This window comes from Xanthomonas fragariae (assembly GCF_017603965.1).
GTDB classification, from domain to species: domain Bacteria; phylum Pseudomonadota; class Gammaproteobacteria; order Xanthomonadales; family Xanthomonadaceae; genus Xanthomonas; species Xanthomonas fragariae_A.
In genome coordinates this window covers 3,039,485-3,061,875 of sequence record NZ_CP071955.1, presented here as the reverse complement: position 1 = coordinate 3,061,875, position 22,391 = coordinate 3,039,485, and the positions used below count along the sequence as shown (strand labels likewise).

At 57.6% G+C, this 22,391-nt stretch carries 20 protein-coding genes, 1 tRNA gene, 2 other RNA genes, 2 pseudogenes and 1 other annotated feature; of the genes and pseudogenes, 19 read left to right on the top strand and 6 right to left on the bottom strand.

Annotated elements, in window-relative coordinates; all coding sequences use genetic code 11:
• From J5I97_RS14540 to dnaQ, 3 genes are read left to right on the top strand one after another with little or no spacing between them, the layout of a single operon-like run.
• Positions 1–657 (top strand): hypothetical protein, encoded by a 657-nt coding sequence (locus J5I97_RS14540; protein ID WP_208587296.1) that lies wholly within the window; start codon positions 1–3, stop codon positions 655–657.
• Positions 658–684: 27 nt separating this feature from the next.
• Complete coding sequence (gene rnhA / locus J5I97_RS14535; protein WP_208587294.1) at positions 685–1,137, top strand: ribonuclease HI; 453 nt, start codon at positions 685–687, stop codon at positions 1,135–1,137.
• A 12-nt stretch (positions 1,138–1,149) separates the two neighbouring features.
• Positions 1,150–1,884: a DNA polymerase III subunit epsilon gene (gene dnaQ, locus J5I97_RS14530; protein ID WP_208587293.1), complete on the top strand. Its 735-nt coding sequence runs from the start codon at positions 1,150–1,152 to the stop codon at positions 1,882–1,884.
• Between the two features lie 141 nt (positions 1,885–2,025).
• Here the strand turns inward: dnaQ and J5I97_RS14525 are convergent.
• Both J5I97_RS14525 and J5I97_RS14520 read right to left on the bottom strand, forming a co-directional pair.
• A non-coding RNA gene (locus J5I97_RS14525) (sX9 sRNA) lies at positions 2,026–2,098 on the bottom strand.
• A 59-nt stretch (positions 2,099–2,157) separates the two neighbouring features.
• On the bottom strand, positions 2,158–2,862 hold the full coding sequence (locus J5I97_RS14520; protein ID WP_208587292.1) for a PP2C family protein-serine/threonine phosphatase: 705 nt from the start codon (positions 2,860–2,862) through the stop codon (positions 2,158–2,160).
• 197 nt (positions 2,863–3,059) lie between these two features.
• Here J5I97_RS14520 and J5I97_RS14515 point away from each other — a divergent pair.
• Both J5I97_RS14515 and J5I97_RS14510 read left to right on the top strand, forming a co-directional pair.
• Positions 3,060–3,150, top strand: a tRNA-Ser gene (locus J5I97_RS14515).
• A 157-nt stretch (positions 3,151–3,307) separates the two neighbouring features.
• Positions 3,308–3,712: a DUF6165 family protein gene (locus J5I97_RS14510; RefSeq protein WP_208587291.1), complete on the top strand. Its 405-nt coding sequence runs from the start codon at positions 3,308–3,310 to the stop codon at positions 3,710–3,712.
• Positions 3,713–3,931: 219 nt separating this feature from the next.
• On the opposite strand, the gene J5I97_RS14505 is transcribed toward J5I97_RS14510, so the two are convergent.
• On the bottom strand, positions 3,932–4,981 hold the full coding sequence (locus J5I97_RS14505; RefSeq protein ID WP_208587290.1) for a glycosyltransferase family 9 protein: 1,050 nt from the start codon (positions 4,979–4,981) through the stop codon (positions 3,932–3,934).
• A gap of 20 nt (positions 4,982–5,001) precedes the next feature.
• Between J5I97_RS14505 and J5I97_RS14500 the strand changes: the two genes are divergently transcribed.
• The 7 genes from J5I97_RS14500 (at position 5,002) to J5I97_RS14470 (ending at position 9,112) form a co-directional block, all read left to right on the top strand.
• Entirely contained in the window at positions 5,002–5,751 is a 750-nt protein-coding gene (locus tag J5I97_RS14500) for a 3-deoxy-D-manno-octulosonic acid kinase (protein ID WP_208587289.1), read from the top strand.
• Positions 5,751–6,500: an MBL fold metallo-hydrolase gene (locus tag J5I97_RS14495; protein ID WP_208587288.1), complete on the top strand. Its 750-nt coding sequence runs from the start codon at positions 5,751–5,753 to the stop codon at positions 6,498–6,500. The genes J5I97_RS14500 and J5I97_RS14495 overlap by 1 nt, the downstream gene beginning before the upstream one ends.
• On the top strand, positions 6,500–7,531 hold the full coding sequence (moaA, locus tag J5I97_RS14490) for a GTP 3',8-cyclase MoaA (protein ID WP_208587287.1): 1,032 nt from the start codon (positions 6,500–6,502) through the stop codon (positions 7,529–7,531). Before J5I97_RS14495 ends, moaA begins: the two co-directional genes overlap by 1 nt.
• The gene (locus J5I97_RS20085; RefSeq protein WP_238135540.1) at positions 7,528–7,695 is read left to right on the top strand and encodes a hypothetical protein; all 168 of its coding nucleotides are present in this window, start codon (positions 7,528–7,530) and stop codon (positions 7,693–7,695) included. The genes moaA and J5I97_RS20085 overlap by 4 nt, the downstream gene beginning before the upstream one ends.
• A gap of 231 nt (positions 7,696–7,926) precedes the next feature.
• A complete protein-coding gene (gene moaC, locus J5I97_RS14480; RefSeq protein ID WP_208591759.1) occupies positions 7,927–8,424 on the top strand; it encodes a cyclic pyranopterin monophosphate synthase MoaC in 498 nt (165 codons plus the stop codon).
• Complete coding sequence (locus J5I97_RS14475; protein ID WP_002814360.1) at positions 8,421–8,666, top strand: MoaD/ThiS family protein; 246 nt, start codon at positions 8,421–8,423, stop codon at positions 8,664–8,666. The genes moaC and J5I97_RS14475 overlap by 4 nt, the downstream gene beginning before the upstream one ends.
• The gene (locus J5I97_RS14470; RefSeq protein ID WP_208587286.1) at positions 8,663–9,112 is read left to right on the top strand and encodes a molybdenum cofactor biosynthesis protein MoaE; all 450 of its coding nucleotides are present in this window, start codon (positions 8,663–8,665) and stop codon (positions 9,110–9,112) included. The genes J5I97_RS14475 and J5I97_RS14470 overlap by 4 nt, the downstream gene beginning before the upstream one ends.
• A gap of 53 nt (positions 9,113–9,165) precedes the next feature.
• Here the strand turns inward: J5I97_RS14470 and ffs are convergent.
• An RNA gene (gene ffs, locus J5I97_RS14465) (signal recognition particle sRNA small type) lies at positions 9,166–9,262 on the bottom strand.
• A gap of 361 nt (positions 9,263–9,623) precedes the next feature.
• Between ffs and J5I97_RS14460 the strand changes: the two genes are divergently transcribed.
• From J5I97_RS14460 to J5I97_RS14450, 3 genes and pseudogenes are all read left to right on the top strand, one after another.
• A protein-coding gene (locus J5I97_RS14460) for an IS3 family transposase (RefSeq protein WP_208587284.1) occupies positions 9,624–10,837 on the top strand; the annotation gives its coding sequence in 2 pieces (ribosomal slippage) (positions 9,624–9,906 and positions 9,906–10,837; 1,215 coding nt in all).
• Positions 9,899–10,015 (top strand) — a sequence feature (AL1L pseudoknot). (Overlaps the previous gene by 117 nt.)
• A 472-nt stretch (positions 10,838–11,309) precedes the next feature.
• Entirely contained in the window at positions 11,310–12,065 is a 756-nt protein-coding gene (locus J5I97_RS14455; RefSeq protein WP_208587282.1) for a reverse transcriptase domain-containing protein, read from the top strand.
• Positions 12,066–12,146: 81 nt separating this feature from the next.
• Positions 12,147–13,096 (top strand): annotated as a pseudogene (locus J5I97_RS14450) (IS481 family transposase).
• A gap of 244 nt (positions 13,097–13,340) precedes the next feature.
• Here the strand turns inward: J5I97_RS14450 and J5I97_RS20080 are convergent.
• Complete coding sequence (locus J5I97_RS20080; protein ID WP_238135539.1) at positions 13,341–14,147, bottom strand: hypothetical protein; 807 nt, start codon at positions 14,145–14,147, stop codon at positions 13,341–13,343.
• Between the two features lie 298 nt (positions 14,148–14,445).
• Positions 14,446–15,940, bottom strand: a pseudogene (locus J5I97_RS14440) (DUF6538 domain-containing protein).
• Positions 15,941–16,287: 347 nt separating this feature from the next.
• On the opposite strand from J5I97_RS14440, the gene J5I97_RS14435 reads away from it, so the two are divergent.
• The 4 genes from J5I97_RS14435 (at position 16,288) to J5I97_RS14420 (ending at position 21,801) form a co-directional block, all read left to right on the top strand.
• Positions 16,288–16,488 (top strand): hypothetical protein, encoded by a 201-nt coding sequence (locus J5I97_RS14435; RefSeq protein ID WP_058360218.1) that lies wholly within the window; start codon positions 16,288–16,290, stop codon positions 16,486–16,488.
• 122 nt (positions 16,489–16,610) lie between these two features.
• Positions 16,611–18,242, top strand: coding sequence for an Eco57I restriction-modification methylase domain-containing protein (locus J5I97_RS14430; protein WP_238135538.1), 1,632 nt, complete (start codon positions 16,611–16,613; stop codon positions 18,240–18,242).
• Positions 18,242–21,295, top strand: a complete 3,054-nt coding sequence (locus J5I97_RS14425; protein WP_208587278.1) for an Eco57I restriction-modification methylase domain-containing protein — start codon at positions 18,242–18,244, stop codon at positions 21,293–21,295. The genes J5I97_RS14430 and J5I97_RS14425 overlap by 1 nt, the downstream gene beginning before the upstream one ends.
• A 101-nt stretch (positions 21,296–21,396) precedes the next feature.
• Positions 21,397–21,801: an H-NS family nucleoid-associated regulatory protein gene (locus tag J5I97_RS14420; protein ID WP_208587276.1), complete on the top strand. Its 405-nt coding sequence runs from the start codon at positions 21,397–21,399 to the stop codon at positions 21,799–21,801.
• The last annotated feature ends 590 nt before the right edge of the window (positions 21,802–22,391 follow it).

Sequence of the window (22,391 nt, the reverse complement as noted above, 5' to 3'; positions counted from 1 at the left end):
ATGCATGCCATGTCATTCTCCCGTCAAGCTGGCGTCTCATCGTGGTTTGAGACCGGTGCAGGACGCAGCTTGCTCCAGCTGGAGCGCCGATTGGCGCTGGAGGCGCTGCAGACACGTCCATCGCAACCCTGGTTGTGGTTGACGCCGACCACCGAAATGCCCGCGCGCGAGGCGCTGCAGGGGCGCGGTCTGCGGCTGTATCGCAGTGCCGGGCGCTTTGCTGGCGATGCGCGTTGCGCCATTCCGTTTCCGTTGCCGACCGAAAGCCTGCAGGCAATCGTGGTGCAGCATGCTGTGATTGCCGGTGCGGCCGAATTTCTGGCCGAATGCGAGCGGCTGCTGATGCCGGGTGGTCGCCTGTGGCTGTTTACGCTCAATCCACTGAGCCCGTACCGCTTTCGCTGGGCGCGGCGCGGGCCGGTCGCCTTGCGCCCGGATCGCTGGCGCTCGTTGGCGCAGCGCGCCGGTCTGCAAAGCGTGGAGACGGAGCGTTACCTGGGGCCGATCTGGCGCACCGGGCGCGGCTCCACCGACCCTGACAGCGCACCCTGGCGCGCGGTGTACCTACTTGAAGTGGAAAAGCGCACCGCCGCCGCGATCGGTCCAGCACCGATCGCACTACCTTCGCGCTGGCCGCAACCGGTGGCCACGATCTGACCTGCCCACTTGCAACAATGGAAGCTGATGAAATCAATTGAAGTGCATACCGATGGCTCCTGCCTTGGCAATCCCGGGCCGGGCGGTTGGGCGGCCTTGTTGCGTTACAACGGCCGCGAAAAGGAACTGGCCGGCGGCGAGCCCAATTCCACCAATAACCGCATGGAGTTGATGGCGGCGATCATGGCGCTGGAAACGCTGACCGAGCCGTGCCAGATCGTGCTGCACACCGACTCGCAATACGTGCGCCAAGGCATCACCGAGTGGATGACCGGCTGGGTGCGGCGCAACTGGAAAACATCTGGCGGCGACCCGGTCAAGAACCGCGAGCTGTGGGAGCGGCTGTATGCAGCCACGCAACGTCACAGCATCGATTGGCGGTGGGTGAAGGGCCACAACGGCGACCCGGACAACGAGCGCGTCGACGTGCTTGCCCGTAACCAAGCCATCGCCCAGCGCGCTGGTAGCGCAACAGCGTAAGCAAGAGGATTCATGCGTCAGATCATTCTCGATACCGAAACCACCGGCCTGGAATGGCGCAAGGGCAACCGCGTCGTCGAAATCGGTGCGGTGGAGCTGCTGGAGCGGCGCCCGAGCGGCAACAACTTCCACCGTTATTTGAAGCCCGATTGCGATTTCGAGCCCGGCGCGCAGGAAGTGACCGGGTTGACCCTGGAATTCCTGGCCGACAAGCCCGTGTTTGCAGAGGTAGTCGACGAATTCCTGGCGTACATCGACGGCGCGGAGTTGATCATCCACAACGCCGCGTTCGACTTGGGCTTTCTGGACAACGAACTGGCGCTGATAGGCGATAACTACGGGCGCATCATCGAGCGCGCGACGGTGATCGATACCTTGATGATGGCGCGCGAGCGCTATCCGGGGCAGCGCAATTCGCTGGATGCCTTGTGCAAGCGCCTGGGCGTGGACAACTCGCATCGCCAGTTGCACGGCGCCTTGCTCGATGCGCAGATCCTGGCCGATGTGTATATCGCGCTGACCTCGGGGCAGGAAGAAATCGGCTTCGCTAGCGCCGATTCCGGCCAGATCAACGAAGACGGCAGCAGTGCGATCACCTTCGATCCGTCGCTGTTGTTGCCGCGCCCGCGCGTGGCGGTGACCGCTTCGGAGTCGCAGGCGCATGAGGCGCGTCTGGCGCAGTTGCGCAAGAAGGCTGGGCGTGCGTTGTGGGACGAACCGGCCGAAGACGTCGCTGTCGCAGGGTAGGGCGCTAGTGGAGGACGGCGCCGACGTTGGAGAGTGGCTGTGCATGCTGGAAATTGGCATGTGTCGCCCGCCACTTCGGTTGCTGCATGCCTCAAGCACTGAAGCTTATCGCCCGACTGGCTACTTGCCGTCGCTCAGAGTGGCTAACAAGTAGCGAGCAGTCGTCACGTGGCTGTAGAAGGCGCATCGATGCCGGACTGGTCGACAGGTACATGCCGGTTTCGAGCATTGGCCGCGCACAATCAGCGCAGCGCGGTGGTTTCGATCACCGCTCTAGTAACTGCGCACCAGGATCGCGGTGATGTTGTCCGAGCCGCCGCCATCCAACGCCGCGGCGACCAGACATTCGACACACTCCTGCGCACTGCAATCGGCCTGCGACAAGGTTGCCGCGATGTCCGCATCGTCCACTTCTTCGGTCAGGCCGTCGCTGCATAACAGCAGCTGCATGCCGGATTTGAGTTCGCCCTGCATGGTGGCGACATTGAGATGAGCCGGATTGGTCACGCCCAGCGCCTGCGTCACCACACTGCGGTGCGGATGCGCGCGCGCCTGCTCGCTGGTGAGCGTGCCCTGGGCGATGAGTTCTTGCACATAACTATGGTCCTGGCTCAGCTGCGCCAGACGCCCGTCGCGCCACAGATAGGCGCGGCTGTCGCCGACCCAGGCCACTTCGAAGCGCTGGCCCAGTACGCGTGCAGCCACCACGGTGGTGCCCATCGGCAAGGTGTCGTTGCAGCGGCGCGAGGCCTTGATGATTTCTTCGTCGGCGATGCGCACCGCCTGGGCAAGTTGGGTGCCGGCGCGCACTTCGCGCACGATGGTTTCGCGGGCCAGGGCGCTGGCGACTTCGCCGCAGGCGTGCCCGCCCATGCCGTCGGCCACCAGCCACAGTCCCAGCTCGCTGTCGCCGTAGTACGTGTCCTCGTTGAGGTCACGGCGCAGGCCGACGTGGGTGAGGTGTCCGAATTCGAGCATGGGGCCAAGTCGCCAAGGAGGAAGATGCGTCACCATCATCGCGGCCCGACCTGCCAGCGGCAACAGACCGCTGGCAGGTGTCGTAGTGCCGGTTCACGCCCGGCCGAACGCCGACCGTGCTGACGCTAGCCCAGGCCGCTTGTGGCTTGGCGCGTGTGCTCGTATGATTCTCGGCCCAAGTGCAATGGGGACTATCTGGAGAGGTGGCAGAGCGGTTGAATGTACCTGACTCGAAATCAGGCAGGCGTTTATAGCGCCTCGGGGGTTCGAATCCCCCCCTCTCCGCCAGATTGAGACGACGAATTGTGTCGCTGCCGCGTGAGTTTCGCCGGTAGCAACGTCGCCTGATGCGCATCAGCCCCCGCAAGGGGGCTTTTGTTTATGTGTCGCAGTCAGTCGCTGCTGCGATGACTACAATCCGCTCGATATCCGTTGGAGGCCTGTCATGTCCGAGATTCTGGTGCCCGTGTCCTTTGGTGAGCTGCTCGACAAGATCGCGATCTTGCAGATCAAGTCCGAGCGCATTAGCGACCCGACCAAGCTGACCAATGTGCGCAACGAGTTGTCCGCGTTGGAAACCAGCTGGATGGCGCATCCGGCCGCCGGTCACGACATCGTCCGTCTGCGCGCCGAGCTCAAGGCAGTCAACGAGCGGCTGTGGGTGATCGAGGACGACCTCCGCCTCAAGGAACAGGCGCAGATGTTCGACGATGCTTTCGTGCAGCTGGCGCGCAGTGTCTACATCGAAAACGACAAACGCGCGCGCATCAAGAAACAGATCAATCTGGCGCTGGGTTCGTCGTATGTGGAAGAGAAGTCGTATCAGGACTACCGCGCCACTGGCTCCTGACAGCGGCGGGCGGGCCGATTGAGGCGCCGTCAGGCCAGCACGATAGGTACTCGGAACGGTATGTTTTCGATGCACCGAAGTTGCTGCTCCTGCTTCTTGCGACCATCTGACGACTGCGTGCTGCGCAGTTTGTCCCAGAGCGGATGAGCAGCGGCGCTACGCGCGTGGCTTGCTCAACGGGCTGAGCGAGCATTCGGACGAGGAACCGTTCGCCAACGCTCAGCGCAGACGATCGGCGCGATAACGCTCGAAGGCGGCAATCGCATCGTCCACGCTGATCAGCGACATCACATCGTCGAATTCGATCTTGCTGCCCCACTTCAACTGGTCGGCCGGCTTGCCCAGATGCTTGCGCGCCGCCGCGTCGTAACGATTCACGCAATAGCGCACATCCGAATACGGGCCGCTGCGCAACGGATTGCTGGCCGCATGCAGGCCAAGCACCTTGCGGCCCATCGCGTTGGCGATATGCATCGGTCCGGAATCCGGTGTGACGACCAGATCGGCGCGGGCGAGCAGGGCAGGCAACTGCTTGAGCGTGTCCTTGCCGACCAGATCCAGTATCGGCGTACGGGCTGCTGCAACGATGGCGTTGGCGGTGCTGCGCTCCAGTTCGCTGCGACCACCGCACAGCACGATCCGCCAGCCTTGCGCGGCAACATGGTCGGCCAGGGCGGCATGGCGGTCGGGATACCAGTTGCGACGTGCATGACTGGAGCACGGCGAAATCATCAGCACCGGGCGTCCATCGTCGTCCCACTGCGCGTGCGCCCAGCGGTGTGCATCGTCCGGTACCGGCAGGTCCCAGCGCACCTGGGTCTGGGTCAGGCCCAGCGGTTCGGCGAAGCTGCCGATGGCGTCGAGCACGTGGATGCCGGGGCGATCGGCGATGCGCTCGTCGACGAATAAGCCATGTAGATCCTTGGAACGGCTGCGGTCATAGCCGATGCGTCGCTGCGCCGGCACGAACGCCGACAGCACGTTGGCGCGCAACGCCACCTGCATCTGCAGCAACGCATCGAAGCGGCCCAGCGGTGCCAATGACTGGCGCAATGCGCGCATGCCGGCCACGCCAGTGCGCTTGTCGTAGGCATGGAAAGTCACGCCGGGCAGGCCGTCGAGCAACTTCAGACCTGCCTTGTCGATGATCCAATGCACCTGCGTTGCGGGAAAGCCCGCCCGCAACGTGCGCACCAGCGGCACCACGTGGGTGACGTCGCCCAGGGCAGACAGGCGCAGCAGGCATAACGAAGCGGGCGTAGAAGCCATGGTGTTGTTAGACTCGATAGATGGTTGCTTTCGACGCCACTGAAGCGCTGACGCCGTGCCGCGAAGGCCGCGACTATGGCGCCATTCTGTTCGACCGCGAACGGCTGCGGCAAGCCGACGCCAGCCTGTTTTCGCCGCAATCTTGGGGCGACAGGGCACGGCCGGTCGATGAAGGCGGGCGTGGAGGGGCGTGGTTTGTCGACGCGCCGTTCGGCCATAGCGTGTTGCGGCAGTATCTGCGTGGCGGCATGGCCGCGCGCATCAGCCGCGATCGCTATCTGTGGAAAGGGGCGGGGCGCACGCGCAGTTTTGCCGAGTTCCGGCTGATGCGCGAACTACTGCAGCGCAAGTTGCCGGTACCGCGTCCCTTGGGTGCGTGCTATCTGCGCGAAGGTGTGAGCTATCGCGCCGCGTTGTTGATGGAGCGCCTGGAAAACGTGCGCTCGCTCGCCGATCACGCGCAGGTCGCCGGGCGTGGCGCGCCCTGGGAAGAGACCGGGCGGTTGATCGTGCGTTTCCATCGGGCCGGTCTGGATCACGCAGATCTCAATGCGCACAACATCTTGTTCGATGCCGGCGGGCATGGCTGGTTGATCGATTTCGATCGCGGCGTGCTGCGCATTCCGGCCACGCGCTGGCGTGAGGGCAATCTAAAGCGTCTGCATCGCTCGCTGTTGAAGCTGCGCGGCAATCGCAGCCGCGACGAGGTCGACAAAGACTATGAGCGCCTGCATCGCGCTTATGAACTGGCCTGGGGCCGAGGCTACTGATGAATTGGGCGTTGCGTGTGCAGGGGGTCGGCAATGCGTCGGCAGTGTCGCTTGGTTCGCCGATGGCGACCATCGAACGTGCTGGCATGCCTTGGCTGACGATCGATTGCGGCAGCGAAGGGCTCACCGCCTACCAAGCCCATTATGGTCAGTTGCCGCGGGCGATCTTCATCACCCATGTGCATCTGGACCACGTGGGCGGCATGGAGCGGGTGTTCGTGGATAGCTATTTTTCCGAACGCCGCGGGTGCACCCGACTGTACGTGCCGGCGCCGGTGGTGCCATTGCTGCAGCGACGCATTGCCGACTACCCGAATGTACTGGCCGAGGGTGGCGCAAATTTTTGGGACGCGTTTCAGTTGGTGCCGGTCGGTGATGCCTTCTGGCACGACGGGGTGCGGCTAGAAGTATTCCCGGTGCGCCACCATTGGCCAGAGACGGCCTATGGGCTGCGCCTTAAGGGCGCGCTGGTGTGGACCGGCGACACCCGACCGGTCCCGGAGATGCTGGCCCGTTACGCCGACGACAGCGAGCTCATCGCGCATGACTGCAGCGTTCACGGCAACCCGTCGCATACTGGTGTGGACGATTTGGAGCGGGAATACTCGCAGGACCTGTTGAGCCGCATGCTGCTGTACCACTACGCCAGCGATGCTGACGCCGACGTGCTTCGCGCACGCGGGCACCGCGTGGCTGTGCCTGGGCAACATCTGGCGCTGGCGGACCCGACCGCCGCCACGGTGCGCTGATGGGTGCCTTGCTGCTGCCGGATCTTGCGACTGCGCCGATGCAGGACCGTTATGGTCGGCCATTGCGCGATCTGCGCTTGTCGGTCATCGAGGCCTGCAACTTTCGTTGCGGCTATTGCATGCCAGCCGACCGCATGCCGGACGATTATGGCTTCGATGCGCAGCAGCGCCTGAGCTTCGATCTACTGGAAACACTGGTGCGTGCATTCGTGTCGGTCGGCGTTACCAAGGTGCGTCTGACAGGCGGCGAACCACTGCTGCGTCGCGACTTGCCGAGCTTGATCGCGCGACTCACCACGATCGACGGCATCGAGGACTTGGCGCTGACCACAAACGGTGCCTTGCTTGCTCGTCATGCCGTGGCGCTGCGTCAGGCCGGGCTGCGACGCATTACCGTCAGCATGGATGCGCTGGAGCCGGAGCTGTTCAAGCGCATGAGCGGCGGTCGAGGCGACATCGCACAGGTGCTGTCCGGCATTGCCAGGGCCGAGCAAGCCGGCTTCCAGTGCTTGAAGATCAATTGCGTGGTGCAGCGTGGCGTCAATGAAGATCAGGTGCTGCCGCTTGTGGAGCATTTCCGCGGCACCGGCCACGTACTGCGCTTCATCGAATTCATGGATGTGGGCAGTTGCAATGGCTGGACACCGGATGCGGTGGTGAGCTCCGCGCAATTGCACGAGCGCATTCGCGCGCGCTGGCCGCTGGAGCCGCTGGATGCCAATTACACCGGTGAAGTGGCGCAGCGCCACGCGTTTGCCGATGGTGCAGGCGAGGTGGGTTTCGTCAGTTCGATCAGCGTGCCGTTCTGCGGCGACTGCCAACGTGCGCGCGTATCGGCCGATGGCCATCTGTATACCTGCCTGTTCGCCACCCAGGGCCACGACCTCAAGCAGGCCTTGGCCGATGGCGAGCACGGTCTGGCGACCCATCTACGTCAGCGCTGGGGCATGCGTGGCGATCGCTACAGCGAGGTGCGCGCATCGACACCGCGTCGCGGAAAGCCGGTCGAGATGTTTTTGATCGGCGGGTGAGCCAGATATCGCTTCTGCTGCAGTTGCGCGCGCTGGAGCTGGGTTTGCTCGATTCACGGGTAAGCAGCGCCGTGCAGGCGCTGGAAGACTTGCTCGATCCAGCGTTTGTGGAGTTCGGCGCATCCGGATGGCGTTACACGCAACCGATGTCATCGCTGCGTTGAGTGCCGATCAGGTTGCAATCGATTACAAAGCAGATGGCTTCGAATGGGTGCTACTGGTGCCGCATCTTGCGCATTATCGGTCGGTCGATTGCCGTGATGGCATCGCGCGGCGTGCATTGCGCACTTCTGCTATGGCGCAAGAACGCGAATGGATGGCAGCTAATGTTCCATCAAGGCACTCCGTTCACCGACAATGTCGCATCCTGCGCGTCTGTCATCGTGTCATCTCCCATGCCCGCAAAATCCCGTTCCGCATGCCTGACTCACCTGGATGATGCCGGGCTTCCGACGATGGTGGATGTCTCGGACAAGGCGGTCACCGCACGCAGCGCCACCGCCGAAAGCCGCGTGCGATTTCCCGCTGCCGTAGCGGCGCGGTTGCGCGCCAACGGCTTGCGCAGTGCCAAGGGCGGCATCGTGGAAACTGCCGTGATCGCCGGCACGATGGCGGTCAAGCGCACGCACGAATTGATCCCGTTTTGTCATCCGCTACCGATCGATGCGTGTCGTTTCGAGATCGACTGGGCTGGCGAACAAGTGCTGGAAATCAGCTGCACCGTGCGCTGCGTGCATCGCACCGGTGTGGAGATGGAAGCACTCACCGGTGCCAGCGTGGCGGCGTTGACGGTCTATGACATGTGCAAGGCGTTATCGCACCGCATGAGCATCGGCCCGACCAAATTGGTGTCCAAGGTTGGCGGCAAACGCGATATCGGAGCAAAGCGATGAGCGCGACAGTGACGGTGCTTTATTTCGCCAGCCTGCGTGAGGCGGCAGGCATTGCCAGCGAGCAGGTGCAATCAGATGCGCAGGACTTGCGCGCGCTGTATGCCGAACTCGATGCACGCCACGGCCTGCGCTGGACGCCGGCGCAGCTGCGCGTAGCGGTGAATGGCGCGTTTGCGCGCTGGGAGGATGCGGCGGGCGATGGCAGCGAAGTGGTCTTTATCCCGCCGGTCTCGGGAGGGTGAGCGTGAGCGCTCAGACCACCGCCATTTTTGCGCTCACCGAAATGCCATTGCCGGTCGACAGCTTGCGTGCCGGTTTGGAGCATCCGCATGCTGGTGCATTTGCCAGCTTCGAAGGGTGGGCGCGCAACCACAACGAAGGCCGCGGCGTGGCTGGGCTTCGTTACGAAGCCTATGCCGCGCTCGCGCAAGCCGAAGGGCAGCACGTGCTCGACGAAGCGGCGAGTCGGTTTGCCATCGTCAACGCGCATTGCGTGCATCGCGTGGGCGAGCTGCGCATCGGCGACATTGCGGTGTGGGTCGGCGTCAGTGCGGCGCACCGTGGCGCCGCGTTCGATGCGTGCCGCTTCATCATCGACGAGGTCAAGGCACGCGTGCCGATCTGGAAGCACGAGCATTACCTCGAAGGCGATGCGGGCTGGCTGCACCCGGAGTCGCAGACGCAGTAGTACGCGCTTGCAAATTAAAAGATCCGGCGGGCATCGTGAGAGTTAGGGTGGTGTCCCCGCCGGTTGACCTCGGCGCCCGCATCAATCGATACCGTTGCTGCCTTCCGGCCCTGGCGGGATTTTCGATCTAGCGTCGCGAGGGACCGACGGGGCCACCATAAGACGTGGGCCACGCTGCCGTGGCTCTGGATCCGTGCAATCGCGTTGCACCATCATAAAAACTTGCTGAGAGAGGGGAGGTACTGATCCCTCTCGAACTTCCTGAGTCTCCTATACAGCTACGGAAACCAGGAAGGTGTCCTGCTTTTTCAGTCTGCCATTGTAGCGGGTCGGGCATGCTCACCGCTAGCCTGAAAGTGGACAGAGGTGATCGCTCTTTTTCGCATGGGCGCTACTCAAGATCGAGGAATTAGGGAGCGACGTCCCCCTGCCCTGAGTAGCGGCCGGGTTTAGAGTCCGGGTGAACCGCCCCGGGATTTCGGGAGGCTCCAACTCTTGAGAAGATGGGGCGATGAGCAAGACGAAATATTCACCGGAAGTGCGAGAGCGCGCGGTTCGGCTGGTGCGGGAGCATCAGGGCGAGTACGGCTCGCAGTGGGCGGCGATCGAATCGATTGCCGGGAAGATTGGCTGTTCGTCGCAGACGCTGTGCAACTGGGTGCGTCAGGCCGAGCGTGATGCCGGCAAGCGTCAGGGGCTGACGACGGACGAGCGGACGCGGATGAAAGCGCTGGAATGCGAAGTGCGCGAGCTGAGGCAAGCCAACGAGATCCTGCGCAAGGCCAGCGCGTATTTTGCCCAGGCGGAGCTCGACCGCCGCTTCAAGCCCTGACCACGTTCGTGACCGAACATTGCGATGTTCACGGGGTCGAGCCAATCTGCAAGGTGCTGCAGGTTGCCCCGTCGACGTATTACCGCCACGCGCAGCGGGAAGCGGACGCGAACTTGCGCCCGAACCGCTGGTGGAAGGACCAGGCGCTGCGCCCGCAGATCCGGCGGGTATGGGAGCAGAACCGACAGGTGTACGGCGTGCGCAAGGTCTGGCGGCAGCTCAAGCGCGAGGGCTATGCGGTGGCCCGCTGCACGGTGGAGCGACTGATGGGCGCACTTGGCCTGCGCGGCGTGGTACGCGGGAAGGTGGTCAAGACCACGATCAGCGACAAGCGGCCGTGCCCGCTGGACAAGGTGAACCGACAGTTCCATGCGCCGTCGCCGAACCGACTGTGGGTCAGCGACTTCACGTATGTCTCGACCTGGGCCGGGTTCGTGTACGTGGCCTTCGTGATCGACGTGTACGCACGGCGGATCGTGGGCTGGAAGGTGTCGCAGACGGCGCACACGGACTTCGTGCTGGACGCGCTGGAGCAGGCGCTGCATGCGCGTCGTCCAACCGAAGGCGGCCTGATCCACCACTCCGACCGCGGCGTGCAGTATGTGTCGATCCGCTACACCGAGCGGCTGGCCGACGCCGGGATCGAGCCGTCGGTGGGCAGCGTGGGCGATAGCTATGACAACGCGTTGGCCGAGACGATCAACGGGTTGTACAAGGCCGAGGTGATCCACCGGCGCGCGTGGCGCAACCGCCAGGATGTGGAACTGGCCACGCTGGATTGGGTGGACTGGTACAACCACAAACGCTTGCTGGGGTCGATCGGGAACATTCCGCCAGCGGAAGCCGAAGAGGCTTACTATCGACAACAGGCCGGTTACGCCAAAGCGGCGTGACTCAAACCAAACAGCCTCCCGAAATCCCGGGGCGGTTCAGTCTTGAGTGTCTACGGAACCTTGGGCGTATCACACGACGCGCCGCAACAAGATCTGTGGCTGGAGAGAGTAGAGCTCGGTAAACGGTTGCCGGTGATGGTCGGTAGAGTCCGATTCATTGCTTCAAAATTGATGACTTTGCTTCTCGTGCGTTACACTAGGGGCGCTCTGGCGATAGGCTCTCGGCCTGTTCCTCTATTCGTCACCAAGTGACTTACTCGACGCCGCATGTCTCTATTCGGTGGTCGCCGTTGGTTATGTGTCCATGCGCCCTGCGCTAGGCAAGCCGGAGCTAAGAATAGAGGAGTGATCTTATGAAGAAATTTATTCGTAAGACCCGCCTAGTTCATGCGTTGCTGTCGTTTGGGGGCGGATTTTTCCGTTTCCTGGCAGCGCTCATGAACATGGCATCTAACTACTCGTGGGCTTCGCGATGAAGAGATGGGAACACCGCTTTGAGGTAAAACCAGGGCGATGGGTGTATGTCCCGACTCCCTTGGGCAAGGCTGCAGGTGAGGCGATCCGTTTATCTGTGTCAAAGGTGTGGGCTTGCCCCAAGTTCTACTTTCACCTTCGCAAGGGTGGGCATGTGGCGGCTCTCCGGCGACATTTGAAAAATCAATACTTCTTTCGCTGCGATCTTGACGACTTCTTTGGTCGCATCAATCAATCGAGAGTCACGCGCAGCTTGAAGAAGAGTTTTTCCTACGTTGATGCCAGGAAGATAGCAAGCGACAGCGTGGTCATCCGTCCCGACACTCGTAAGACCATGCTGCCGTATGGGTATGTTCAATCCCCGATTTTGGCATCTTTGGCGCTTAACCGCAGTCGAGTAGGGCGGTTTTTACGGCAGTGCGAATCTTCCGGAGACATGACTGTCAGCGTTTACATGGATGACATCGTCTTGTCGTCCAACGACGAAGCGCGCCTCTATGTCGCAGCCGCTGAGCTTGCCCAACTCGCGACAGATGCAGGCCTGCCACTTAGTGCCGGTAAGACAATTGGGCCTACCTCGACAGTGACGGCCTTTAACGTCGAGCTCCCCCATGGTCTGTTGACGTTGACGCAGGACAGGCTTGATCGCTTCCGTGAGTCGTATGCCACGGCAAGCTCATTGCATGTCGAACATGGAATAGTGCGCTACGTGCATTCGATTAACTCCGCCCAGGTTGCCGCTGTGACAACGTGACGTAACCACCTGCGATGAGATTAGGTATTTGATCCCAGGCTTTGATGGTTCATTATTTTCCCTCGAATGGAAGGAAGCACTATGGGCCAGGTTCTGCATGGGAGCGCCACCACGACAGAGGCGATCCGTCGAGCGATACAACAGAGTCAAGAGAGCCTGAGAGCGCTTTCCAAGCGCTACGGCATCAATCAAAAGACGGTGGCGAAGTGGAAGAAGCGCAGTTCGGTTGCGGATCTGCCAACTGGGCCGACGCACCCACGTTCCACGGTGTTGTCCATTGAGGATGAGGCGGCGATCGTCGCCTTCCGCAGGCACACATTGCTGCCGCTGGACGACTGTCTCTATCACTGCAGCCGAGCATCCGGCATCTGACGCGCTCATCATTGCACCGCTGCCTGCAGCGCCATGACATCTCGCGACTGCCAGACATCAAAGGCAACAAACCTGCCAAAAAGCAGTTCAAGCACTATCCGATTGGCTACTTCCACATCGACATCGCAGAGCTGCAGACGGCCCAGGGCAAGCTCTATCTGTTCGTGGCCATCGACAGAACGTCCAAGTTTGCGCTCACCGAGCTTCATCCCTCGGCCAACAAGCTGGTTGCAGCGCAGTTCCTGCGCAATGTGATTCAGGCGGTGCCCTACACCCTGCATACGGTTCTGACGGATAACGGCATCCAGTTCACCAACCGCAGTTCCGACCGCTACGCCTTCGCGCATCTCTTCAGTCGCCTCTGCGAGGAGCACGGCATCCAACACCGCCTGACCAAGGTCAAGCATCCCTGGACCAACGGGCAGGTTGAGCGGATGAATCGGACGATCAAGCAAGCCACTGTCAAACGCTTCCATTACGACGACCACGCACAACTGCAACAGCATTTGGCCAACTTCATCGACGCCTACAACTTCGCTCGCAGACTCAAAGCCCTGAAGGGTCTGACACCGTACGAATTCATCTGCAAACAGTGGACATCCGAGCCCGAGCGGTTCAAGGTGAATCCGATCCATCTAATGCCGGGACTGAACACCTAGGTTCTAAAATAATCCCAGGCGACTGCTTCAAAAGCACTTCCTTGCCTAGGCAGGGAAGTGCTGAACTATTAGCCTATTTCAAGAAAAGGAAACCGCAAGCGACTGCAACTACCAGAAGGCTTAGACCCAAATAAAGCCAAGCGTTACGGCTGGTAGCTTGGCCAATGCTGGAAAAAAATATCTCGGCAGTTTGCAAAATGGCCTCAAGCATGGTGTTCCCCAAAACACTTTAAGGTGAGCGAATTCAGATACCGGCAGACGCCATTTCAATCCTGCTCCGCCAGTTTAGGGCGGTTGCAGGAACGCAGGTTCTGTAGACCCTATCCTTGGTGAGTCCAGCTAGGTAAGCGGTAATTTGTAATGCGGTCTTCGCTACATAACCCCATCCAGGGATCCAGCCCACAGGCCTGGGAACCAAGCTAAAAGCTGCAGAGCAGTCCATTATTTCTTTAGTGGCAGTGCCCAACATGTCACCCACCTCAGCGTTCATATCCCATCCGGCTGCAATTGATGGGTCCCAGATGGCAGCAGCAACTTTCCGCATCTCCTCTTGCTCTGCTGGAGTGGGGGAGCTGGCTGCTGCCACAGTGCCGGTTTGTGAAGAGCTCAGAAAATTGTTTTGGGAGAGGACTTTGAATGGTGGAGCAAACCGCTTCGCCCAAATCTCAATCGCAGGATGTATGCGTGCACTCTTGTTGCCGAAATAACGGACCTGCCCCTCTTCGCGGTTGTAATACGCTGCGTAGACTCGGCCATCAGGATAAAAAACGAAAGCTGCGGCGTGACTATCGGCGCTGCCTTCTCTCCATCCATCAAGGAAGATTCCACCGTCTTTTAATTGAACGGGATTGGCGGCTTCGGCGAAATTTCCTTTAAATTTTTCGAAGTGATCACCTAGCAAAAATCTCAAGCTGTTTTCAGCACCCGTTTGGGCAATGACTTCCTGAAATGCGGGAGGGGGGGAGGCTGGTGATTTGCTCCACGCCAGACCTGTTGATGAGAAAAAACATACTGCAAGAAGAGTCTTCCAGCCAATCGTTGTCCATTTCACGTCACTTCTCTCCGTGTAAGTCAAGGTTGATAATGCTTTTTTTCAGATTGCCACTTCGCGCTGTAAGCCAGGTAAAGTGCTTTGTGGCGGGGTAAGTCTACTCAAGAATTAGATGAGCTGCCATGGCATCGAAATAGCTTGGACTTAAACGACCATGCTTGCCCAGCACTAATAAACGAAGCGCTCGGAAGTTCGATGAAAGTTCTACCAGAATGAAAATAATCTTCGTTGTTGCCCCGGATTTCGCAGTGTCATTTGTCCAAGTCACCTCGAAGGTCGATGTCAGTCCAGTGCGTCATCAGCGCTTTGTTCGAGCGGACTTCTCGGTTGTTGGTGCATAAAGCAATGACGCAATTCTTTCGAGAGACAGCGTATAGCTCAACACCGAGAGTCCGGGCAAGACGCCCCGCAGCCCGTCCAGCTTCTCCTGGGCAGTTGTAGGTGACGTGGTGTTCGTCGTCCAACTCGTGGCCCACAAGCTGAGCCCGGAGCTTGGACACCACGCCCGCGCCTTGCAGCTCCTGGATCAGGGTTTTGCGCAGCGAGTGAAAGCCGCACTTGGCCATGGGCCAGTTTTTGCCCACTTCGGCCAGGTGCCGGCTAAACGCTTTGGAAATCCAGTTGCCCTGGCCGTTTTTGGCGTCGGCTTTGGCCGCTGGGAACAATCGCTCCTGGCCCTCGGTGCGCGCCTGCTCGACCCAGTCCAGGAAGCCCAGGGCGAGCAGGTCGGGGTGAATCGGCACCGTCCTCAAGCTCACGTCTGTTTTGACCTTCTGGTGTTCTCCCTCGTCCGAAATCTGGATGCAAGGGATATCGCCGTCCTCCACCACGTCAGCGGTCAGCAGTTGGCCGACCTCCGAGGCGCGGGCGCCGGTATACAGGCCAATGAAGGAGGCCCATCGCGCTGCCAAGGGCAAGGCTTCGAAGGCTGCGGGCGCGAACAAGGCCTGAACCTGGTGGGCGTCGTAAGCCTTGAACCCGAACTTGCGCCGAGCGCGCTTTTCCCGGGTCGAATAGCTCACGTGCCCGGAGGCGGGGTTGTCGCCACGGGGGTAGTGGCCGGAGGCTTGGGCCCACTCGAAGAACCCGCCCTTGCCACCGATGTAGGACTGCTTGTTGGTGAGTGTGGGTGTAGGGGCTCCCTTCTCCCGCATGTCCTGATACCACCGGGCCAGGTCCGAGCGGGTGACCGTGTGCAGCTTGGTCTTCTCACCCAGGAAGCTGGTCAGCAGTTCGACAGCGGTCCGCTTGATGGTCCAGGTCTTGGGCAAGGTGCTGCCCTTGAGGCTGGTCAGCCAAGCATCGCGGGCCTTGCCCAGGGTGATCGTCTCGATGGCGGGCTTCGTCGTCCGCCGTGGCGTCGGGAGGGGCGGCACGTGCTGATGAATCAGCTCCCCCAGCGCGCTGGGCTGCGGAGCCGTGAGCGCCATGAGTTGCTGGTAGAGCTTGACGTCCTCTGGCGTGTCGATCTGCCATTGCTCGGTGATCGACCCATCTGCCGAGCGTGTCCGATTCAGCGTCAGCTCCTGCGGACGGTCGGTGCCGGTCAGGCGCGCGAGGAGCGCGTCCAAGTCGTCTCGGCTTTGCATGCGTCGTTCCCTCAACACAGTGAAGACCTGAGCATAGCGAGCCGCCAGGGTCAGCGCGCGCAACCTTGCCTCGCGCATGTCGTAGGTGTGCAGGGTGCGTTTGAAGGTCTGGCGACCCAAGATGGGCTGCAAATCGACCGGGACACGTTGGCGGTAGGACCAGAGTCCGGAGGGGGCTCGAACGAGATGATGAGGGATGCGCATGGGCGTCGTGTGTTCCGACTTGCGCAGCTGTAGCCAGTTTTTACGCTAACAAAAAACCCCTGATTTCTCAGGGGTTTGCGTATTCTGGCGGAGAGAGGGGGAGACGGATGAATCCGCTCTAACCCCTTGATCTCGAACCGGAACACGAACCGGACGCTTGTCCTTGTTGGTGTCCGCTCATTCTAACGTCCGCAAAGGTTAGTTGCCAAGCACCTGCTGCCAAATATGAAGGCCGGCTCTCGCGATAAATCGCAATTTCTGAGATTGGCCCTCCCCACAATTTCTGCTACTTCAACCAAGGCTGCACCACCCTGGTGTAAAGTGGTGCATCGGCATCCTGGGAGGCAATGGAAATGATCGCAGAGGCATCAGATGAACGTAGCAAGAATGACCAATCTTTACGGGCCTCTGTGAGCTTCCCTCCTGAGCTTTATCGCCACTTAGAGCAGATCGCAGCGCAAAAAAAGGTTTCCTTGGCCTGGGTAATCCGCGATGCAAGCGAAAAATACGTAGCAGAGCAATGGCCGCTCCTTTCTAAAATTTCCTGAAGTCACCAATGCCAAGTCGAGCAAAAAATGATCCGGTGCGAGCGCCATTGCGAGCGAGTGCAGGACGTTTCACTAATTTAAGTCGCGATAAATTGAGGGGTGGATATTACACTTCGTCCGAGGTGGCTTCCTGGATTTGCGCATGGGCCATAAGAACATCTAAGGATAAAGTTCTAGAACCGAGCAGTGGCGACGGCGCCTTTTTGCGAGCAGCCGCGCTTCGATTTAGTGAGCTTGGTGCAGCAAAAAACAGCATCTGCTCACGCCTCACCGGTGTCGAGATCATGTCAGATCAAGCTGACGCTGCATGCAATAGCTTGCGAGCACTTGTTGGTAATGGTGCAGAAAAAATAGTTCATAACTCTGACTTCTTCTCTTGGCGCCAAAAGCACGTGGTAGAAAGCTACGACGCCGTGATTGGCAATCCGCCTTTCATTCGGTATCAAACCTTTCCTGAGCCTCATCGCTCGCTCGCCATGGCGTTGATGTCCAGCGAAGGCTTGGTGCCGAACAAACTTACCAACATGTGGGTTCCCTTTGTGGTGGCCGCTGCTGCCAGTCTTCGGCCAGGTGGGTGCCTCGGGTTGGTGCTGCCTGCCGAAATTTTACAAGTAACCTACGCCGCGCAATTGAGGTCGTTCCTCACCGACCGTTTCGAGCGTATCGACGTCGTAGCATGCAACGAGCTTTTTTTTGAAAAGGCTGAGCAGGAAGTTGTCCTACTTCTGGCGGATGGTTGCCTTCCCCAAGCATCTAACGCAAATCGTTGTCGGGTGGCGATGACAGAAGCTCAAACTGTGGGTGAAATTATCCAGCGCACCCCCCAAGCGGTTCTCGCATCTGCTAAGCCGAAAATTATTCAGCACGACAGTGAGAAGTGGCTGAAATACTTTTTAACTCAAAAAGAGATTTCTCTGATGCGTGCTGTCAGAGAATCGGGTGAAGCAACATCCCTTTCATCTCACGCAAGTATAGATGTTGGCGTGGTGACCGGGCGAAATGAGTTCTTCGTGCTCACGACGGAGCAGGTGGAGGAGTTCGGACTCGAAGGCTACACATCGCCTCTGGTATCGCGCTCAGCTCATTTGAAGGGGACCACTGTGCGTAAGGCAGACTGGAATGCTATGTCTGAGACGGGTGGGCGTGTCCATTTGTTGGATCTCAAACGCGTGCAAGGAGCGAAGCTGTCTCCTGCGTTGAAGCGTTACGTGGAATTTGGTGAGCAACAGGAAGTCCATCTGGGCTACAAGTGTTCTATCCGGAAACCTTGGTATGAAGTTCCTTCTGTCTGGATTCCTGATGGTTTTCTCTTCCGTCAGATTTACGACTTTCCACGTGTTGTGCTCAACGAGGCAGGGGCTACTTCCACTGACACAATCCATCGTCTCAGGGCTAAGCGCTCTTCGCCCGAACGCGTAGTGGCCAACACATACTCTTGGTTAACCGCCGCGTCTGCTGAAATTGAAGGACGAAGCTATGGGGGCGGCGTTCTTGAGCTTGAACCAACCGAAGCCGAGCGACTTTTGATGCCTGCTGTTCTGAATGGAGCGCTACCTCTCGCTGAGTGTGATCGTTTAATGCGAGCCGGACGGTTGGATGAGGTTTTGGAACAAAATGCCCGAATTGTTCTTATGGAGCATATGGGGCTTTCGAAGCCTGAGTGCACTGCGCTTCGCGACATCTGGTTCAAGATGCGAGATCGCCGTATGGCTCGAAAGAAAGGCGTTAGGCGTAGTTTGACGGAGCCTAACTGATGAATGACTGCATTGATGTGCGTGAAACCGCGAAAGCGCGCGTTGCAGATCTCATTGCTTTATTCAAAAGCAACGAGGCTGAGAGGCTGGATAAGGGCTATAACGAGACACAAGCAAGAACCGACTTCATAACGCCGCTGCTTGTGGCCTTCGGTTGGGATGTTCACAACTCGGCTGGGCAGAGCTCACTCCTAAGAGACGTGGTGGAAGAAGCTACTGTCGAAGTTGGAGAAAAGCTCAATAAGCGCCCAGATTACGAGATGCGGCTTGCAGGACAAAGAAAATTTTTTGTGGAAGCTAAGAAGCCAAGTGTTCCCATTGAGACTAACAGGGACGCTGCATTTCAGTTGAGGCGATATGGGTTTTCCGCTGGCTTCTCGATTTCAGTCCTAACCAACTTCTATCGTCTTGCGGTCTACGACACGACACATGCGCCTGACCAAAACGATGAAGCAAGTCACGCGCGCATTTTGCTCGTGAGCTATACCGAGTTCGTTGATAAATTTGAGGCATTATGGCCAATTTTATCTCGACATTCGGTCTACTCAGGAGAGTTCGATAGGCAGTTCGCCATCCCCGCTAAAAAGGGCACTGGCGAGCGATTTGACGATCTATTCCTGCGTCAAGTGAGGAAATGGCGGAAAATGCTCGCCGCAGATATCCACCAGAACACGGGTCTTTGCACAGCTGAATTGACTTACGCAGTGCAGATATTCCTCTCGCGGATTATGTTTTTGCGTATTTGCGAAGATCGGGATATTGAGGCCTACGAAAACTTAAGAGGTCGCAATACATTTAATTTATTCATGGAGGATCTGCGGCGTGCAGATGCCTTCTATAATTCCGGTTTATTCAGATTGCTCGATGAAGAGAAGCTCGGCATCAAAGTTAGTGATGACGTCTTGCAGGCCATCTTCGAGGATCTCTATTACCCAAAGAGCCCGTATACATTCGCTGTCGTCGATACGCATGTTCTTGGTGAGATCTACGAACAATTCTTGGGTGACGAGATACAAGTGGATGCAGGGGTTGTTTCTATCGTCAATCGTCCGGAGGTTAGAGAGAGTGATGGCGTATATCCTACCCCGGCATACATAGTCGATTTGATAGTCGCGAAATCCTTGTCGCCATTGCTGGAGGGAAAGGACCCTTCCCAGTTGGAAGCGCTTACCGTTATTGATATATGTTGCGGCTCTGGGGTATTTTTGTTATCGCTTTATGAGCGGTTGATGGATTATTACCTGTCTTGGTATCTCGCTAATGCACGCTCCACCCATATTGGAACCCGCATTTTTGATGGCGGCTCAGGGCAATGGTATTTAACCTTCGCGGAAAAGCGACGGATTCTTTTAACCCATGTTCGAGGAGTAGATATTGATGCAAGCGCTGTCGAAGTTGCACAGCTTAGCTTGCTGCTTAAGCTGGTAGAGCGTGAAACTCATTCAACCCTTTCGCACTTTTCTTCCGTATTCAAGAAAAAGCCGCTTCCATCGCTAGATGAAATCGTAAAGTCAGGCAACAGTTTAGTCAGCCAAATAGAGTGGGAGAAAGCGAAGCTGCCTATGACCGGTCCACTATTGGAGAAGATTCGCCCCTTCGATTGGGGTCAAGAGTTTCCGAATGAGATGGGCCGGGGTGGTTTTGATGTCGTCGTTGGAAATCCGCCCTATATCCGCATCCAAAGTATGGCGACATACTCCGCAGAGGAGGTTGCTTATTATCAAGATAAGAATTCTCTCTATCTTACTGCCAAACATGACAATTTCGACAAGTATGCTCTTTTCATCGAGCGATCAATCATGTTACTCGGGCCGGGAGGGCGAATTGGCGTTATCACCCCTCATAAATTCATGACCATCCAAGCTGGGCGTGCGCTGAGGGAGTTGATAGCTCGCCCTAAGATGTTAGAAGAAATTGTGCATTTTGGAGTTAAACAGGTTTTCGCCGATAGCTCAAACTACACGTGCATTCTTATTTTGAGTCGGAGGGGGGCAGGAGATGTAAGATTGGAGCAGCCAGGACCATTGGAGAAGTGGCGCTACGGACAGCCAGGAGCGGTGTCGGTTTTAGATGCTGACACAATAGGTGCTGACGCGTGGCAGTTTGCTTCGGTAGAATTCACGAGCTTAATCGCTAAAATGCGGACCGCTCATCCGCAACAACTCAGTCAAGTTGCAGAGATCTTCGTGGGAGTTCAAACAAGCTTGGACGAAGCTTACATCTTTGACAGTTCTTCGGATGATCCTGGTGATCTTGCTCTAATTTGGTCGGACAAGGTCTGGCCAATTGAGCGTGGGATATGCCGTCCGTGCATCATGGACGCATCGTTAGGTTCTTATGAAGAAGTTATCGCTAATAAATGGATGATTTTTCCATATTTGATTAAATTTAATGCGGCGGGGAAGAAGGTCGCGGAGCTTATTCAACCTGATCAAATGCAGTTACATTTCCCAAAATGCTTTGCTTATTTGTCTGCCAGGAGAGCGGATTTAGAACGCAGGCATATCTCCGGTGGTCGCGTAGGAGAGCAGCAATTCTATCAGTTCGGTCGCTCCCAAAGTCTATCAAAATTTGATTCTGAAAAAATCGTATTGCCCGCATTGTCGAAAGAAGCACGATATGCGTATGATAAAGAAAATGTAGTGGCAACAGGAGGAGGGAACGGTCCCTATTATATGCTGAGAGCACTGGCCGGCAGCGGAGTAAGTAATAAATATCTAATGGCTGTGCTTCATCATCCATTTAGCGAAGCTATTATCAGGAATCATACGAGTGTGTTTGGCGGAGGCTATTATTCGCATGGAAAACAATTTATTGGACACCTGCCAGTCCCTGTTCCTGGGGCAAGTAAGCAATTAGCGATTGAGGAGATGGTGACATCACTAATTGCCGCAAAAAAAGCTGTTTCAGAGGCGCGGATACCCTCGCGAAAAACCTTTCATAGGAGGAATGCGCTCGCCCTTGTGGCTAAGATAGAGGCTGAGCTTACGTCGATTTTCGGTCTTTCTTCGGAAGAAATGAAGATCATATCAAGCGTGGAAGTGCCCTCCTAGATTACTTAATTTCGTGTTATGTCTATGCGTTTTTAAGACCGCATTTTCCATTCTCCTATCAATAAAATATTTTCTCGCTAGTTATTAAGGAGCCAGTCAGTATGAATAAGATGACACTCGATTCCATTGCTTCGGCCAAAGCCAAACTTGCAGAAGAGCTGAGAAAGCTGGAAGAGCAAGAGGCCAATCTGCTGCAAGAAGAAGCAGCGAACGCTTTTCAGCAAGTGTCAGATCTGTTGAGCCGCTTCGGCCAGCACTTTACCGCCAAGCAGAAGGCAGATCTTGCAGCTCAGCTTGGCGCTTCTGTTGGCGGACCGGGCCGCCCTAAGAAAGCAGCCGGCACTCGGAAGGAAGTGGCTCCTAAGTATTGGCTTCCACACACTCAAGAGACTTGGACAGGCAGGGGGAGACCGCCGAAATCTTTCACTATCTGGGAAGGAAGTGCGTCTTATAAGGAATGGAAAGCAAAGCATCCGAACGAGCGTTTTCCAAAGTTCCCAGGATAGCTGATGAGGATGAGCCGGCCTGAGGGGGTTTTTTGAAATGGTAATTACGCTCTCATATCCAGCGCTTCTGCCGGAAATACGACATTATCCAGGGGGCATTCTTCCCAAAAGAAGCCCCGATGGGATAGGGCACCTTTTGATAATTAAGTTGCCCAAGGAATATATCTTGGCAGCTAAGTTGTCAGGCTTTATAAAGATGTATCTTGCGCCTGTTGAAATCTCAGGTGCTAAGGTTGTAGGATTGTTGACGGCTTTCTTCGATGATCATGATGAGCCACTGACTTTGGTCACACCTCTGATGGATGATGATCTATCAGAAGACCTATTCGCTGCTTTGAACAGCCAAAATCTATCTGTCCATTTTTTTGACGAGCACTCACGAGAGCACTTCGTTTTCAGGTCGAAGGCGATCATTCCAGAAGTAAGTCGTCAGCGAATTTCTAAAAATTTTCTCCTGAGAAACTCGATGCAACTCGGATCACTGCTAGATGCGATCCCGCATTGGTTTTCTCTTCGCACTGACCGTGATGACTTGGAAGCCATCGTAATAGAATTTTCTGAGATGGAATTTGGGGATGTGGCCATCCAGG

Coding starts and splice junctions, on each gene's coding strand:
- dnaQ (WP_208587293.1), top strand. CDS start 1,150: ATGCGTCAGATCATTCTCGATACCGAAACCACCGGCCTGGAATGGCGC.
- J5I97_RS14420 (WP_208587276.1), top strand. CDS start 21,397: ATGAATAAGATGACACTCGATTCCATTGCTTCGGCCAAAGCCAAACTT.
- J5I97_RS14455 (WP_208587282.1), top strand. CDS start 11,310: ATGAAGAGATGGGAACACCGCTTTGAGGTAAAACCAGGGCGATGGGTG.
- J5I97_RS14475 (WP_002814360.1), top strand. CDS start 8,421: ATGAGCGCGACAGTGACGGTGCTTTATTTCGCCAGCCTGCGTGAGGCG.
- moaA (WP_208587287.1), top strand. CDS start 6,500: ATGGGTGCCTTGCTGCTGCCGGATCTTGCGACTGCGCCGATGCAGGAC.
- J5I97_RS14435 (WP_058360218.1), top strand. CDS start 16,288: ATGGAAATGATCGCAGAGGCATCAGATGAACGTAGCAAGAATGACCAA.
- rnhA (WP_208587294.1), top strand. CDS start 685: ATGAAATCAATTGAAGTGCATACCGATGGCTCCTGCCTTGGCAATCCC.
- J5I97_RS14495 (WP_208587288.1), top strand. CDS start 5,751: ATGAATTGGGCGTTGCGTGTGCAGGGGGTCGGCAATGCGTCGGCAGTG.
- J5I97_RS14520 (WP_208587292.1), bottom strand. CDS start 2,862: ATGCTCGAATTCGGACACCTCACCCACGTCGGCCTGCGCCGTGACCTC.
- moaC (WP_208591759.1), top strand. CDS start 7,927: ATGCCCGCAAAATCCCGTTCCGCATGCCTGACTCACCTGGATGATGCC.
- J5I97_RS14540 (WP_208587296.1), top strand. CDS start 1: ATGCATGCCATGTCATTCTCCCGTCAAGCTGGCGTCTCATCGTGGTTT.
- J5I97_RS14510 (WP_208587291.1), top strand. CDS start 3,308: ATGTCCGAGATTCTGGTGCCCGTGTCCTTTGGTGAGCTGCTCGACAAG.
- J5I97_RS14500 (WP_208587289.1), top strand. CDS start 5,002: ATGGTTGCTTTCGACGCCACTGAAGCGCTGACGCCGTGCCGCGAAGGC.
- J5I97_RS14505 (WP_208587290.1), bottom strand. CDS start 4,981: ATGGCTTCTACGCCCGCTTCGTTATGCCTGCTGCGCCTGTCTGCCCTG.
- J5I97_RS14425 (WP_208587278.1), top strand. CDS start 18,242: ATGAATGACTGCATTGATGTGCGTGAAACCGCGAAAGCGCGCGTTGCA.